We start from the raw sequence: 13745 nt of genomic DNA on the forward strand, positions 1-13745 counted from the left end.
TTGGTCATCACTGCCGCTAGCCAGAGTTTTACCGTCTGGACTAAATGCGACTGAACGTATCAAATCGCTGTGACCTTGCCAAGTTTGGAGGCATTCACCAGTTTGGCAATCCCATAACTTTACAGTTCTGTCATCACTGCCGCTAGCCAGACTTTTAAAGTCTGGACTAAATGCGACTGAACGTATCAAATCGCTGTGACCTTGCCAAGTTTGAAGGCATTCACCACTGTGGCAATCCCATAACTTTACAGTTCTGTCACCACTACCGCTAGCCAGAGTTTTACCGTCTGGACTAAATGCGACTGAACGCACCCAATTGCTGTGACCTTGCCAAGTTTGAAGGCATTCACCAGTTTGGCAATCCCACTTTACCGTCTGGACTAAATGCGACTGAACGTATCAAATCGCTGTGACATTTACAGGTCAAAATTTCTCTTCCACTAGCAACTTCCCAACAACGAACCACGCCATCAGTACCACCTGTAGCTAAAAGTTTGCCATCAGGACTAAATGCTACTGCAAAGACTGTACTGAAACCCTTGATAAAAGTACAATCACTCAAATTCGCCCCAGCAAAATTGACACGCCGCAAACTAGCATCAGAAAAATCAGCACCTTTAATTACAGCCCCCGATAAATCTCTCCCTTCCAAAGCAGCATTATCAACCTTCACCAATACCGTCGCCGCATTTCCACCGATATAACCAACTTCCTCCTCAGTTTTACCTTTCGTCGCCTCCAAAATTTCCAACAGTCTCGACTTAACCTCACCCACAAACTCAGTTTTTGAAAGCATCGGCACCAACAAATCCATCACCGCTTTCGTCAAAGGTTCCCGCCCAAAACTGTTGCGAAGTTGCCCTAAACTTTCACTCACAAAACCCTTCAAAGCCGGAATCGGTACAATATCGCCCGCATTATCCGCCTGACGGCTAAAATACCCCGACCAAGTATAATTTACCGACTCAACAGAATTATCCAAAGACAATTGTGCCTGCGATAACCCCGTAAAATCAGCAGGCAAAACTCCCAACTCCGCCGCCAACTTATACGCTACAAAAAACTCCAAAAGCGACCTATGTGCCGGAGAATAATCCCCCTCAGCATTGCGAATTAACATGGTTTGACCCATCATGTCGTAATGCCAGTGGTCTAAGTCCTTTTCTGCTTGCACCGCAGCCCCAAACAAGCGGCGAATCCTGTCTGGAAACAGCCGATAATTCAAACTCATCTGGTCAGTTGATAGCATTTCCCAGGACAGTTCGCACAGGAAAAATAGTTTATCTGCCAGCGATGTAAACGTCCTTTCTGCCTTGATATCCCGTTCCATCTTCCGGCGCACCGCATACAAATATACCCGCGACATATCCACGGGTTTACCTGCTTGAATATCCGGCAATGATTCTAATATCAATTCCGCCATCACCGGCCTGCGCGCCAAATCCAATAACTGCGGACTGTTTATCACCTGTGCCACAGTTTCGGCATCGGCTTGGTGAGACAATACTTGACGAATTTGCTCGTCGTCGAATGCTGCTAATTCCAATACTTCAAACTGCGGTGTTTCTCCGCTGAGATTGGCAGTCGAAGCTTTTAATTCCGCATTCAATAAAGCGCGTCCTTCTTTGGCTTCTGGAAAGTGTTCTGTCCGGCAGGTTAAGATTACTTTCGCACCGGGAACAATCACCTTTGCTAGTTCCCAGAAGTTGTTAATTGTTTGTTGTCGATCGCACTTCGCGGCCATTTCATCAAATCCGTCAAAAATCAACAGCAACTTCCCCATCCGATTCAGTTGATCGAACACCTCACTATTGAGGCGGATATTGTGCTTAGTAAAGAAGAAACCAGCCAAAACATTCTCAACATTCAAAGCTTTTGCATAGTCGCGCAAAGTGATAATTAAAGGCAACCGAGGCCGTTGAGTTCCTCTTTCCTTTGCCAGTTGGTAGCGCTGCAAAGCCGTCCAAGCATAGTGAAAAGCAAACCAAGTTTTCCCCGTCCCGAATTCGCCCAAAATCGAAATATGTTCTTTCGTCGGATCGTCCATCCACACGTCGATATAACCGTCAATCCAGCCGTCCTCTTCGCCGTAATAACTGGCATCAATTTGTCGCTTGTTAGCGCCATCGAACTCAGCTTTCGTACAACCGAGAGGCACGTATTTGCCATCGATTTGCCTGCGCTTAACTTCATTTTCCAACCAGTCGATATAGCCGCTAAAATCCGCATCCACATCAATCAATTCATCAAAAGTATAACAATCGAGATGGCGATTTTCTGGTTTGTCAACTTCCTTGCGGGCTGCTTTGGAAATCCGGCGCGCCGTCACCAGCCAACCTTCATCGGTTTTTTGCTTTTCTACCGACTGTCTCAGCGCCCCGACATCTTGAATTCCCGCTTCTCCCGCCATGCCGCGAATCAAAATGCGATCGAACCTGCCTCGTCTCACCGGAATCCGAATAATCCATTCAAAATAGTTATCTTCCCAAACTTGATACGGCTCAAAATCGTAGCCCAATATTTCAAACCAACCGCGCATCTGCTGCGCCAAGGCAAATCCTTGGGATTTTGCCGCAGTTTCTGTTGCTGCTGGTAAAGCCGGAGTATTTTCAACAGCCAATCGCGCCATTTCGGTGCGAATTCCTTCTAAAGTTGGGAGTCGATCGATCCTTTCTTGAACTGCTACAATTTGTTTGTGTACTGAATCAATCTGATGATTCGTCAAAGCTTCTTTGGGATTGCGGGTGCGCTTGGTGACGGCGATAAAAACTGCGGAAAAAGCAGCAAATTCGCGCCGAATGTCAATCCCTAAATCTTTAATTTTATCTCCCAAAGCATAGGTATCGAGAAATTCTTCTCCTTGTGTGAGAAAAATAGCCGGAGAATTGCGATCGAATGCTTGACGAAAAGCTTGTTTAATTTCTGATTCCCGGAATAGTTCTAAAATTGGCTTGGGTTTGCCGATGCCGTATTCTACCAAAGTGTAGGCGTAAACGCTGCTAAAATCCGGCAGCGGGTGTTCGGGGTCGAGGTTAAATTTTTTGAGTAATTTGATGACTGTTTCGCTGCGCTGAAACTTATCTTTAATTATAGGATTGGCGATGCTGGTAAGTGCGCTGATAATCGGATCGAGAGGTATCATCATGCTGGCATTCCGAGGTAATTGGTGGGACAATAAAGAAGACGGCGGTTGAAACCGCGCCTACACAAACGAAGTCCGCCTCCGCGGACTGAAGAAAATAACATAATTGTAACCGTTCTTCAACCCGCGGAGGCGGGTTTTGTCTGTATAGACGCGGTTTCAACCGCCCGGTCTTCTAATAACATCAATATCCTCACGTTAGTTTCCGCAAATTCTATTCAAGCGAATCGCGATCGTCTGCGAGGGCTTCGCTAACGCACTTCTCAACTAACTACCCAATCCAATTTTTTATGACTAAACCTGGAATTCGTGACAGTTCCCTCACGTTAGTCCAAAACAGGTTGTTCTCTAGTTTCCATGAAATCTTCAGAGAAGAGTTTTAAACTATCAAACAAGATTTGCCACGGATTGTTTTTGGAAATTAAAACAACAACGTTACCTATCTTTTTGATGTAAACTTCGTTATCTTGAAACTGGTATTCTTTCGGTAAAACTACAGTCTGGCGGTCGCCATCGATCGATAATTTAACAGTGTTCATTTTAGCAAGTCCCAAAATTCACTAGATTCTACTAATACTAACATTTTAGCTTTTACCCAATCTTTAACCAACTCACTGACAAAAGATTACTCCTGCGTCTTCAGCAAAACCGCGCTGCGCCCAGCGTAGGCGTCATGGATGCGTTCGACATGACTCGAAAACGTGTTGATAGGCAACTCCGAGGGCAGATACCACTTGATGTCATCTGCTTCTTCCGTCGTGTGCAGGCTACCCCCAACGACTTCACAGCGGAATGTAAACACCAAGTCCGATCGCACTGGTATAGCATAAATGCCGTTAGCAAAGCCCTCGCAGAGGATCGCACCTATGACCTTAACCAGCAAACCAACCTCCTCTTCCACCTCACGGACAACCGCAGCCCACGGAGTTTCTGCCGCCTCAACCCTACCACCAGGCAAGTTCCAAGCATCCCTATCGGTGCGATGGCACAGCAGTACCTTGCCGCCGCTGTCAATAATCGCAAAAGCACCAATGGTGTGCATGGTTGACAAGCCTAATTGTTTTAATGAGTAGCAATGAAATTTTCAGTGAAGTGCGATCGACTTTCACTGCTGTGTATCCTGTTTTGCCTCAGTTTGCTGCTGTTGACGGTCTTCCAGTGCTTTGTCGATCGCCTTGCTAACAATCCATGAAACAGAACGTTCTTCAGAAGTAGCCCATTCCTCAAGAGCCTCCTTTTTTTCCTTGGTTACATACACAGCTATCAACTCAAGCTTACGCTTCCCGCCCATTAGGTTTTTCTCTTTTAAATTGACTCACATTTTAACTTCGATCCAATCTTTAACCAACTCACAGAGCGTTAATAGCTGTTGGATTCATTCTTTCACCTCCGGTGTAGAGGCTTGTTGCTGTTCTTGACTTTGATACTCTTTAACACTTTTTTCAATCAGCTTTCCAGCCAGCCAAGATACGGATCGCTCGTCTTTCTCGGCCCATTCCTCTAATGCTTTGGCTATTTCAGGAGGGACGTAAGTGGTTACTCGTCTGAGGTTCTTCGGTGGCACGATCGTCTTTTTCTCATCACTGCTTTCTTTAACATTCTAGTTTTGCACGTTACCTCTTGACATAGGTTTACAAGCTATGTTAGCTTATCACAAGCGTACACCCAAGACCAAACCCCCACCGCTTCAGACTGCAATCGAGACGCGGCAGGGGTTTGGACTCCCACATTCAGGAGATAACCCTATTAGGAGATAACTGTATGATACCAACTCCCAAGTCCGTTCCCGAACTACTGCGCGAAGAAATTCCCAACGCGCCCGCCGACAAAAAACCCGTCCGCTTGCTGCTGTGCGGCACTCCCAAGGGCGTCAACTGGATCGTAGATATCCTGCAAATCTTGGGTTTTGCCAAGGTTGAGGAATGGAGCCCGCCTCTGGCCTCGCCGATTAGCGGTGAGATCATGCGGATTTTGACCCGCTATTTTGCTGAGTAGAAATTGATGGTGATGGCGATCGCCGATTGGAGCGATGGCTGTCACCTACGAACTTTGAATTGTTATAATAAAAATTGCAAATTGTCCTATGTTTTGGGCTTTCTGAGATGAGGATTAATTTGCTAAAACAGCATCAATTTTAGGAAAAAATGATGGTAGAAACCAACTCATCGGCTGATATTGCACTCAATATTCCGCCTGCACTAACGCTCACCGTTACCCGCGAACAGTTTGTAGAATTAGCGATCGCCAACCGAGAGTTACAATTAGAACGCACAGCAACAGGAGAATTAATCGTGAACCCACCAACCGGAGGCGAAACAGGATATCGAAATCTGGATATAGAAGGGCAAATCTGGCTGTGGAATCGGCGTACTAGACTCGGTAAAGCATTTAATTCTTCTACTGGTTTTCACCTGCCAAATGGGGCCGATCGCTCTCCCGATGCAGCTTGGGTGTGTCAAGAAAGGTGGGATGCACTAACCCCAGAACAAAAAGAAGGTTTTATTCCGTTAAGCCCAGATTTTGTGGTGGAACTCCGTTCTAAAACTGACAGAATCAAACCGCTGCAAGATAAAATGCAAGAATACATGGAAAACCAGGTGCGGTTGGGTTGGTTGATAGATAGAAAAAACAGAAAAGTGGAGATTTACAGACAGAACCAAGAATTAGAATTGCTGGAAAATCCTGCAACTTTGTCCGGCGAAGATGTGTTGCCTGGTTTTGTCTTGGATTTGACAGAAGTTTGGGGATAAATGATGAATTTTGTTAAGGACAGGAAATTACTCATTCGACCGGCTTAGAAAAATTGATATATAATGTACAAATAAACAGATTGTGATTGAAAACACTATGACCAAGCAAAAAATCTTACAGGAAGGTCGAGAATATACCTTTCGTTCATACTTTGACTTACCTTATGAAACCGATCAAATTTTAGCAGAATTTGATTACTCACTAAGCAAAGGAAGGTTATCTTTACCGAAAACAACTAGACAGTTAGATAGACTGATAGAGCTGAGAGATAAAATAGAAGATATCCTTCCCTTAGTCAGTCTCAGCAGCGAAATAGCTAGAAGAGAATCCTTAGTATCCCCCGTACTTCTGGATCTGATCCGATACTGTCAATGTCAACTGCGATTTGAGTATACTCTCAACGTTAATAGCTGGTTAAAGGGAAATTTAGATTATCTCGTGAAGTCAAATCAAGAGTTGCTAGTTATTGAAGCAAAAAACGACGATATGACTAGAGGATTTACTCAACTAGCTGTACAATTAATTGCTATGTCGCACGTGGAAGACCAAAATATATTTTACGGTGCTGTGACAATGGGAGATGTCTGGCGATTTGGCAAGTTAGATCGAAATCAGCAAACTATTTTCCAAGACACTCATTTGTTTAGAGTACCTGACGATTTAGACGATTTATTTAAAGTAATGGTGGGAATTTTAGACGGGGATGAAATTTCGCGGTAGGGTGCGTCGCTTGCAGTCACTCAACTAGGTTCAAAAATTATCTTAGCGACGCACCTTACTATTAAAAATCTGCGATTGAAAAATCCCTACAAAATCGAACTTAAAACCACTTCATTAGCAGCAATCCAATCATAAATATCCTGCAAAGCCGCCTCCGGCCCAATCATAGGGTGCCATCCAGTCTTCTCCATCACCCTAGAAGAATCGGTAATAAAAATCGGAATATCCCCCGCCCGTTCCTCCAAAACCGGATTAATTGTAATAGACTTTCCCGTAATTTTTTGGCACAAATCAGTTGTTTCAACTAAAGACAGACTGTTGCTCAAACCACCACCAACATTAAACACTTCGCCGTCAAATTCCGCAAAATGTTCCAACTGATAATTGACTAATCTCAGCAAATCTTCAACGTGCAGCAAATCCCTAACTTGTTTACCACTGCCGCCAAAACCGATATAATTAAGCGACCTTTGAAAATAGTGAGCCGCCACCCACAAACCGCAAACTCCCTGATCTACTTTCCCCATTTGCCAAGCACCGGTAATTAACCCGCAGCGGTTGATAATTGCCTGCACGTTGTATGCTTCCCTGTACTCCTCAATCAGCAATTCCGACGCTAATTTAGTTGCTCCGTAAAGCGAGCGGTGTCCTTTTAGTGGGAAATCTTCTGATATGCCTAACTCCGATATACCGGGTAATGTTTGCTCTGGGGCGATCGCAAATCTATCATCCAACTCCAATAACTTGATAGACTTGACAGAGGCGATCGGATAAACCCGACTCGTAGACAAAAACAGCAAACTCGCACCAGTCTGTCTCGCCAACTCCAAAACATTCACAGTACCCAGCAAATTCGTCTGCAAAACGTACTGAGGCGAACTAAAACCCGCCAGCACAGAAGGCTCCGCAGCGCAATCTATAATACAATCAGCATTGAGTGCCACTGGATCTAAATCAGCCGCCGTGCGAATATCCCCGTAAACAAACTGAATCCCGCAACTTTTAAGCCTAGGCAAATTCAATTCCGAACCCCGGCGGCGCAGGTTATCCAAACAAATTATTTGCCATTCCGGGTGAAGTTTTTTCAGGCCAATTGCCAAACAACTGCCGATAAAACCCGCACCGCCCACAATTAAAATTCTCTCAGGCATTGACTCAACTTTCTTAGAGGATTAATTACTGCTGTTAAATTGTGTTGAGGTATAGCCTTTATCAAAAAGATGAGGTATGACTGTAAATGGAGTTTTTGATGCGACCTCGCTTACTATATAATAAATATAAGAGGGCTGAAGCCCAACAACGTACCTCACCTATCTGAGAAAGGCTATATGTCTCGCATTAAAACTTAATCATCTGTCAATTAATTTTGACAGCTATTCTGGTTCAATGCCCAAAGCCCGCAACTGATTTGCTAAACGTTCGACTCGCTCTTGGGCTTGCAGTGCAGCTTCCTCTGGCGTAGCAACTAACTCACCGTCTGGGGTAAAATAACGCAATTTCCCATCGTGAATTCCCAGATATAATTCTAGTACCTCACTCCACAATCTACCAAATTCATTGGCAAGAATAGCTTGATATTCTTGACCAATTAAACGAAAACCAGCAAATTCCAAATCTTCAGGATCGAACCAAAAGTATTCGGGCGTTCTAAACCGATTTTGATATAATATCTTTTTTTCGTTGCGATCGACTCTGGCGGTAGAACTAGATAGCAATTCTATAATTAGATCGGGATATCTCCCCTCTTCTTCCCAAACTACCCAGGAACGACGCGGACGTTTTTCGGTATCGGCGATCAGAAAAAAATCAGGGCCGCGAAAATCCCGATTTTTCAATTGTTGCTGGCTGTAGTAAACCGTCAGATTTGCTCCAACAAAAAAGTCATTGCGATCGCGCCATTGCCATTCCAAACAGGCAACTAATAATGCTAATTGAATATAATGTAGGGAACTTTCCATTTCTGGCTCATCACTTTCAAGTTGACTGGCATCTGGCATCAATCTTGCCATTTCTTGGGCTGTAAAAACCATGACTTAATCCTCTCAATTTAGTATATCTTTTCAACCAAATTTCCCCATAGCCTCCTAAGTTAAATTTTACCGCGCGATCGCACTTTTGAGCGATTTGACCATTTTTTCGTAACCATTTCGCAGGTTCCGCCCGTTACCTAAGTTGCAGTCCCGATTTTGGTACGCAGTAGTATCAGCATCAAAGTATCAATAGCTGCGGTACCAAAATCATTAGTCATCATTCCTTCGCAGTCAAGACTTCACTCCTTGACTTAGGCAACAAATCTAATTTCAACTCATTCATCTTTCTTGTTCGGTGGTAGTCGCCGCGAGAGAGATGTTTTTCCAGCCAGACATACAAGACAATAAACAAATATCGACTGCCCATCTCTTTAATCTTCAACTTAGAAATACCAGCAGTCCGATTGTACCATCTCAGAGGAATCACCGTATAGGAAAAACCCCGGACAATTGCTTTTAGGGGAAGTTCGACAGTCAAATTAAAGTGATGGCTCAAAATCGGTTGTATACCTTCAATCACTTCTCTGCGATATAGTTTAAAAGCATTCGTGACATCGTTGTAACGCAAGCCGAAAATACTTTTGACAAACCAGTTTGCTAAGCGATTAATTCCTAGTTTGTGAATTGGATAATCAACGACAAACCCGCCTTTGATAAATCTGGAACCGAAAACGCAATCATATCCTGCTTGCAATTGGCGGTATCCTGCTACCAAATCCATCGGATCGTCGGAAGCATCCGCCATCACAATCGCCACAGCATCGCCTTCAAATTCTGCCAATCCCCGGCGCACGGCAAATCCAAAACCGTTGGGAGGTTGATTGTTGATGTATCTAACTGTGGGGAAAGTCTCTGACAATTCCTGGCAAATGTCAACGGTTTTATCCGTACTATTGTCATTCACAATCAAAATTTCGTGCGGAATCCCTTCTAAATCGAGCGTCTGGGCTAAAGCCCGCACAGTACCATCCAAACAGCCCTCTTCGTTGTGGGCTGGTATAATCACCGAAATTTTCACTCCTCATCCTCCGCGCAACTGGACAAATTGGTTGTCCACAGGATTATACACCCAAGCTTTGATATCGGTTTGGGCGATCGCCAAATCGCCACCAGACACATCAACCGCCCACCTCGCATTATTGTACAACTGTGATTTCAAAGTCTTAGCAATATCGGGACTGTCCAAATTTACATAAGCGTTAGCAAAAAAAGATTTTTTATCGCCGACAGATAGCAGTACAATATTCGGCTGTTTCCTATTTTCTGGCAAAACCACCCAACCAGCAGCTTTCAATAATTTATCGCCCGTTGGAGGTTGGTCTAAATAGCCGTAAACTTTCTTGGTATTAGGAATAAAATCTACATTTTTGGCGAACTTTCTCCAACCAAATTTATCGAGAATAGCAGCACCATCTCTCACCAGCCAAGTTTTTTTGCTCAACACTCTCAAACAGCTTTCCGGCGAATCATTGAAAAACTTCGACGGTTCGAGATAGTTAATTAACTGCAAACAATCTTGAGCGCCTTGTTTGTAAATAAGTGCAGAGCTAGTTTGGACGATCGCCTGCTGAGAATTAACAATAATTATACCAATTAATAGCCCTGAAACTCCTCTAAAAATCAATTTATAGTTGAATTTCAACAGAGCTTTTGTTTCTCGAATAAACAATTGTCCTAGCTGAACCAAAGCAATTAACAGCAAAATCGAATTAGTCGTATATCTAGAAGATTCGATCGCCTGAATTGCCCCAAAATTAGCCCTACCAGCCGTAATAAACAAAGCCGACAAAACCGAAAACAAACCTATTGACAGCCAAGGTAAAGCCTGATGTAGCAATCCCAAATCAATTGTGGGATGGGCATCTTGCCCGTCCCCACCCAATCCCAAATTAGTTAATAGAATCTTCTTCCCAAAATGCCATACAAAAAATCCAAAACTTGCAAATATTACCAATCCTACAAATGCAGAAAGTCCAGGTGATCTAACAATTGGCGAACCCAATAAACTCAAAAAATAATCAATTACCACCAGCGGCTTATTCAACAATGCAATAATACTTGTTTTACGGCTAGGATGATAATCAATTGAGTAAATAGCACAAGTTGCTGCAAACAGCAATATCCATACAATTAATCTTCTTTTTTTCTGTACTCGATTTCCCTCCAAAGCCACCACAGCCGGAACCGCCACAAACCAAGATAGCAAACCTTGAGCCAGAGAAAAACTAGCAATAAAACAGAATATAGCAGCAATAGAAATTCTAATATTAGGCAATAATTTGTGAGTTGAAACCAGCGCATAAACCGCAGCTATAAAACACAGATTTACAAAAAACCAAGCTAATTGAAATCCCCAAAGCCAGTTTTCATGTTGAACCAGGGAGAAAAGTAAAATACAAGTTAAAATATTAGCTAAATGCCACAAATTATCCCCAACATTCTTAACCTGCATCGAGGATAACTTGTACATAGTCATAAAAGTTATACCAGCCAAACCGATGCTGAGACACAACTGATAATTAATATTCCATCTGGAAGCAAAAACCAGCACAGCGATAATTAATTTCGGAAAGACTATGCGGTGGTTGCTGTGCAAAGCCCAAAAATCGTTAAACGTTACACTTCCCTGAGCTATTTTCTCAAACAGGCTAGCCAACCTCCACTCGTCATCAATGGGTACGTTAACGCTAAAAGTGGCTACAAACCCGATTAAAAGGACAACAGGAATCAGATATAGCGTAAATAAAATACTTTTTTTCATGAATGTGCGATCGCACCAATTGCCATCACTATTTTATATTAATACCGTTAAATCATTCTCATCAAGTTTGTAGTGAAGACTTTAGTCCTCATAATTTGCGGGAATTAGGATTAAAGTCCTCACTACGAACCGGGCTAATTAGGACTAAAGTCCTCACTACAAACCAGTCATCAAGTTTGTAGTGAGGACTTTAGTCCTATTCAATTCTGTTAACCGAATTACTTAACAGTCTTGAATGTATCCAGTTTGCCAGTAAATCGGTTGATAAACATCTGCAAAACAGTTCGCTTGCCGATATTGATATTAGAACTTACCGCCATTCCCGACTGCAAGTTAACTTCCTGTTCATTTGGCTTGCCCTTGTTCAAAATAAACTTTTGAGTCTTCAGCTTAATTTTGGTTTTGAAAGCGTAGTATTTCCGGAGTTCAGTAGGAGGTTCAGCATCGCTGCTAATCTCTTTCACTTCACCCTCAGCAGTACCAAACTCCAGCGCAGGGAAAGCTTCAACATTTATATCCACAGGTACGCATTGGTATTTTGTCAAACCCAATTTCTCTCTATTAACTTCCTTCTCAGGACACAGGCAGCTTTTACCTTTTTCGCAGTCAATCTTTTCTCCATCTAATTGTTTGCCGTGATATTTTTCTAATTTTTCTCGCTTGTTTTTCATACCATCCAAAACAAGAGCTACGTTGCTATTTTCCAGGTAAACAACTGCTTGCAAGCCGTTTTCATCATCCAAAACCTTGAGCAGCTTCTCTGTTTGCTGCGCTTCGTAATAAGCTTCTTCGCAGCGTTTGGGGCGCGGTTCCCCAGGCTTCACCACTGAGTTAATAATGGATTGGCATATCGGATCTTTTGCTAGATCCAACTTCGCATTCTCCTTCTTAGAAGGTTTCAAATCGAAGATAACGCCGGATACGGGAGCCTTCATAATTTGAGTATCGCGGACTTGCTGGGCTTTTTCTAGCTGAGCATTTACTTCGGACAGCTTTTTCAGGTTTTCTACTTTAAAACGGCTGAGTTGAGAATCGCTGCTGGCAATTTGTTTCTGGTTTTCAGCAATTTTGCTGTAAAGTTCTTTTGCCCAGGCATCCTTGGTGTTTTTCAACTGTTCTTGGGCGCGGGCGATGGACTCCTGAATGCGCGCTTGCTCTCCTTGCTGGCGCTGTACTTCAGCGGTAATTTTTTGGATGTCACCTTGACGCGCATTAATTTCGCCTCGGCGTGTATTTATCTCACCTCGGCGGGTGTTGATTTCGCCTTTGCGGGCGTTGATTTCGCCTTCGCGCTGTTTGATTTGATCTTGCTGTTTCAGAACGTCGCTTTGGCCTCTGAAAACATCTTGTTCCTGTTTTTCTCTTTGCAGTTCAGCGATCGCTCCTTGCTCTACCAGCGGGCCTAGTCTGCCCAAAATGCCTTGATTGGACTTCAATACTTGTTGGGATTTGGCTAACTGTTCGTCAGCCAAATCTTTCTGAGCCAGAGCTGATTTGACTTGCTCTTGGGAAGAGGCTAACTGCTGCTGAGAGTAATTTAATTGGTTCTGAGCAAAACCCAATTGTTGCACTGCTACATTCATTTGATCGCCGGCGGCTTTCTCAGCATTTTCAGCTTGCTTGAGTTGTTTGTCCAACTCCTGAACTTGCCCTTGGGCGGCGGCTACCCGAGACAGAAATTCCGATCGATAATTAACATACAGTCCTTGCTGGGTGGCATCAAAATTTCCGTTGGCTCCCCGGTTAAGGTACAGCTCGTCAATCAAAGCTTGCAGCACTTGATTTTGTGCAGCAAGGCTCTGTCTGTCTTTGATTGTGGATTCTAGGTTGGAAGGAATAGGGCCTTGAACTTTGCCGCTGACGACATCTTCGTAAAATTTATTTTCCTTTTCCAGCGCTTCTTTAGTTTTCTTAATCGATGTTAAATCAGCACTGGGTGCAAGGGGGTTGAAAGTGAGCAGGGGCTGGTTTTTTTCTACCCGATCGCCATTTTCGACGTGCAGCCTCACCACAGCGCCCGTAGCAGGCGCTTGGATGTCTCTAGCACCATCTTTGAGTTCCAATTGGCCGACAGCGGGGACAGCTTGCTCTACGCTAGCAAAATAAGCCCAAACTACGGCAGAAGTGGTCATCAGCATGATCGTCCACAAAAACAAGCGCGACCAAATCGCTGGTTTTTCCAGAATGACTGCTTGTTCAGAAAGGATTACCGATTTCATAGCCATATGTTATTTGGGTAATGGGTAATGGGGAATTGGGAATTGGGAATTGGGAATTGGGAATTGGGAATTGGGAATTGGGAATTGGGAATTGGGAATTGGGAATTGGGAATTGGGAATTG

14 protein-coding genes are annotated in these 13745 nt (G+C 43.7%); 3 read left to right on the forward strand and 11 right to left on the reverse strand.

All coding sequences use genetic code 11. The annotated features are described in order from the left end of the window. The 6 genes from JGK16_RS29810 to JGK16_RS29835 all read right to left on the reverse strand — a co-directional run. Positions 1–312: ricin-type beta-trefoil lectin domain protein (locus JGK16_RS29810; protein ID WP_366517188.1), on the reverse strand; the 312-nt coding region annotated here is incomplete at its 3' end. Between the two features lie 34 nt (positions 313–346). Continuing rightward, positions 347–3145 (reverse strand): NACHT domain-containing protein, encoded by a 2799-nt coding sequence (locus tag JGK16_RS29815; protein WP_293203564.1) that lies wholly within the window; start codon positions 3143–3145, stop codon positions 347–349. A gap of 323 nt (positions 3146–3468) precedes the next feature. Continuing rightward, positions 3469–3681 carry a type II toxin-antitoxin system VapB family antitoxin gene (gene vapB, locus JGK16_RS29820; protein ID WP_293193538.1) on the reverse strand — a complete coding sequence of 71 codons (213 nt, stop codon included), beginning with the start codon at positions 3679–3681 and terminating at the stop codon, positions 3469–3471. An 86-nt stretch (positions 3682–3767) separates the two neighbouring features. Next, positions 3768–4184 (reverse strand): NUDIX domain-containing protein, encoded by a 417-nt coding sequence (locus JGK16_RS29825; RefSeq protein WP_293185951.1) that lies wholly within the window; start codon positions 4182–4184, stop codon positions 3768–3770. 63 nt (positions 4185–4247) lie between these two features. Next, positions 4248–4433, reverse strand: a complete 186-nt coding sequence (locus JGK16_RS29830) for a CopG family transcriptional regulator (RefSeq protein ID WP_293185950.1) — start codon at positions 4431–4433, stop codon at positions 4248–4250. 84 nt (positions 4434–4517) lie between these two features. Continuing rightward, positions 4518–4706, reverse strand: coding sequence for a hypothetical protein (locus JGK16_RS29835; protein ID WP_293185949.1), 189 nt, complete (start codon positions 4704–4706; stop codon positions 4518–4520). A gap of 197 nt (positions 4707–4903) precedes the next feature. On the opposite strand from JGK16_RS29835, the gene JGK16_RS29840 reads away from it, so the two are divergent. The 3 genes from JGK16_RS29840 to JGK16_RS29850 all read left to right on the forward strand — a co-directional run bounded on the left by JGK16_RS29840 (position 4904) and on the right by JGK16_RS29850 (position 6613). Further along, positions 4904–5137: a hypothetical protein gene (locus tag JGK16_RS29840; protein WP_293185947.1), complete on the forward strand. Its 234-nt coding sequence runs from the start codon at positions 4904–4906 to the stop codon at positions 5135–5137. 152 nt (positions 5138–5289) lie between these two features. Then, on the forward strand, positions 5290–5892 hold the full coding sequence (locus JGK16_RS29845; protein ID WP_293185974.1) for a Uma2 family endonuclease: 603 nt from the start codon (positions 5290–5292) through the stop codon (positions 5890–5892). A gap of 97 nt (positions 5893–5989) precedes the next feature. Beyond that, positions 5990–6613 (forward strand): hypothetical protein, encoded by a 624-nt coding sequence (locus tag JGK16_RS29850; RefSeq protein ID WP_293185945.1) that lies wholly within the window; start codon positions 5990–5992, stop codon positions 6611–6613. An 86-nt stretch (positions 6614–6699) separates the two neighbouring features. On the opposite strand, the gene JGK16_RS29855 is transcribed toward JGK16_RS29850, so the two are convergent. The 5 genes from JGK16_RS29855 to JGK16_RS29875 all read right to left on the reverse strand — a co-directional run bounded on the left by JGK16_RS29855 (position 6700) and on the right by JGK16_RS29875 (position 13623). Continuing rightward, a complete protein-coding gene (locus JGK16_RS29855; RefSeq protein ID WP_293185944.1) occupies positions 6700–7764 on the reverse strand; it encodes an NAD-dependent epimerase/dehydratase family protein in 1065 nt (354 codons plus the stop codon). A 222-nt stretch (positions 7765–7986) separates the two neighbouring features. Next, on the reverse strand, positions 7987–8643 hold the full coding sequence (locus JGK16_RS29860) for a Uma2 family endonuclease (RefSeq protein ID WP_293185943.1): 657 nt from the start codon (positions 8641–8643) through the stop codon (positions 7987–7989). A 217-nt stretch (positions 8644–8860) separates the two neighbouring features. Further along, positions 8861–9661 carry a glycosyltransferase family 2 protein gene (locus JGK16_RS29865; RefSeq protein WP_293185942.1) on the reverse strand — a complete coding sequence of 267 codons (801 nt, stop codon included), beginning with the start codon at positions 9659–9661 and terminating at the stop codon, positions 8861–8863. A 3-nt stretch (positions 9662–9664) separates the two neighbouring features. Next, a complete protein-coding gene (locus JGK16_RS29870; RefSeq protein ID WP_293185940.1) occupies positions 9665–11404 on the reverse strand; it encodes a hypothetical protein in 1740 nt (579 codons plus the stop codon). Positions 11405–11622: 218 nt separating this feature from the next. Then, positions 11623–13623 (reverse strand): chromosome partitioning protein ParA, encoded by a 2001-nt coding sequence (locus JGK16_RS29875; RefSeq protein ID WP_293185938.1) that lies wholly within the window; start codon positions 13621–13623, stop codon positions 11623–11625. Positions 13624–13745: the final 122 nt, after the last annotated feature.

The organism is Microcoleus sp. PH2017_09_SFU_O_A, from assembly GCF_020738625.1.
Lineage (GTDB): Bacteria > Cyanobacteriota > Cyanobacteriia > Cyanobacteriales > Microcoleaceae > Microcoleus.

Bases quoted from the DNA above. Each gene is read 5' to 3' on its own strand.
- JGK16_RS29815 (WP_293203564.1), bottom strand. From the start codon at position 3,145: ATGATGATACCTCTCGATCCGATTATCAGCGCACTTACCAGCATCGCC.
- vapB (WP_293193538.1), bottom strand. From the start codon at position 3,681: ATGAACACTGTTAAATTATCGATCGATGGCGACCGCCAGACTGTAGTT.
- JGK16_RS29825 (WP_293185951.1), bottom strand. From the start codon at position 4,184: ATGCACACCATTGGTGCTTTTGCGATTATTGACAGCGGCGGCAAGGTA.
- JGK16_RS29830 (WP_293185950.1), bottom strand. From the start codon at position 4,433: ATGGGCGGGAAGCGTAAGCTTGAGTTGATAGCTGTGTATGTAACCAAG.
- JGK16_RS29840 (WP_293185947.1), top strand. From the start codon at position 4,904: ATGATACCAACTCCCAAGTCCGTTCCCGAACTACTGCGCGAAGAAATT.
- JGK16_RS29845 (WP_293185974.1), top strand. From the start codon at position 5,290: ATGGTAGAAACCAACTCATCGGCTGATATTGCACTCAATATTCCGCCT.
- JGK16_RS29850 (WP_293185945.1), top strand. From the start codon at position 5,990: ATGACCAAGCAAAAAATCTTACAGGAAGGTCGAGAATATACCTTTCGT.
- JGK16_RS29855 (WP_293185944.1), bottom strand. From the start codon at position 7,764: ATGCCTGAGAGAATTTTAATTGTGGGCGGTGCGGGTTTTATCGGCAGT.
- JGK16_RS29860 (WP_293185943.1), bottom strand. From the start codon at position 8,643: ATGGTTTTTACAGCCCAAGAAATGGCAAGATTGATGCCAGATGCCAGT.
- JGK16_RS29870 (WP_293185940.1), bottom strand. From the start codon at position 11,404: ATGAAAAAAAGTATTTTATTTACGCTATATCTGATTCCTGTTGTCCTT.
- JGK16_RS29875 (WP_293185938.1), bottom strand. From the start codon at position 13,623: ATGAAATCGGTAATCCTTTCTGAACAAGCAGTCATTCTGGAAAAACCA.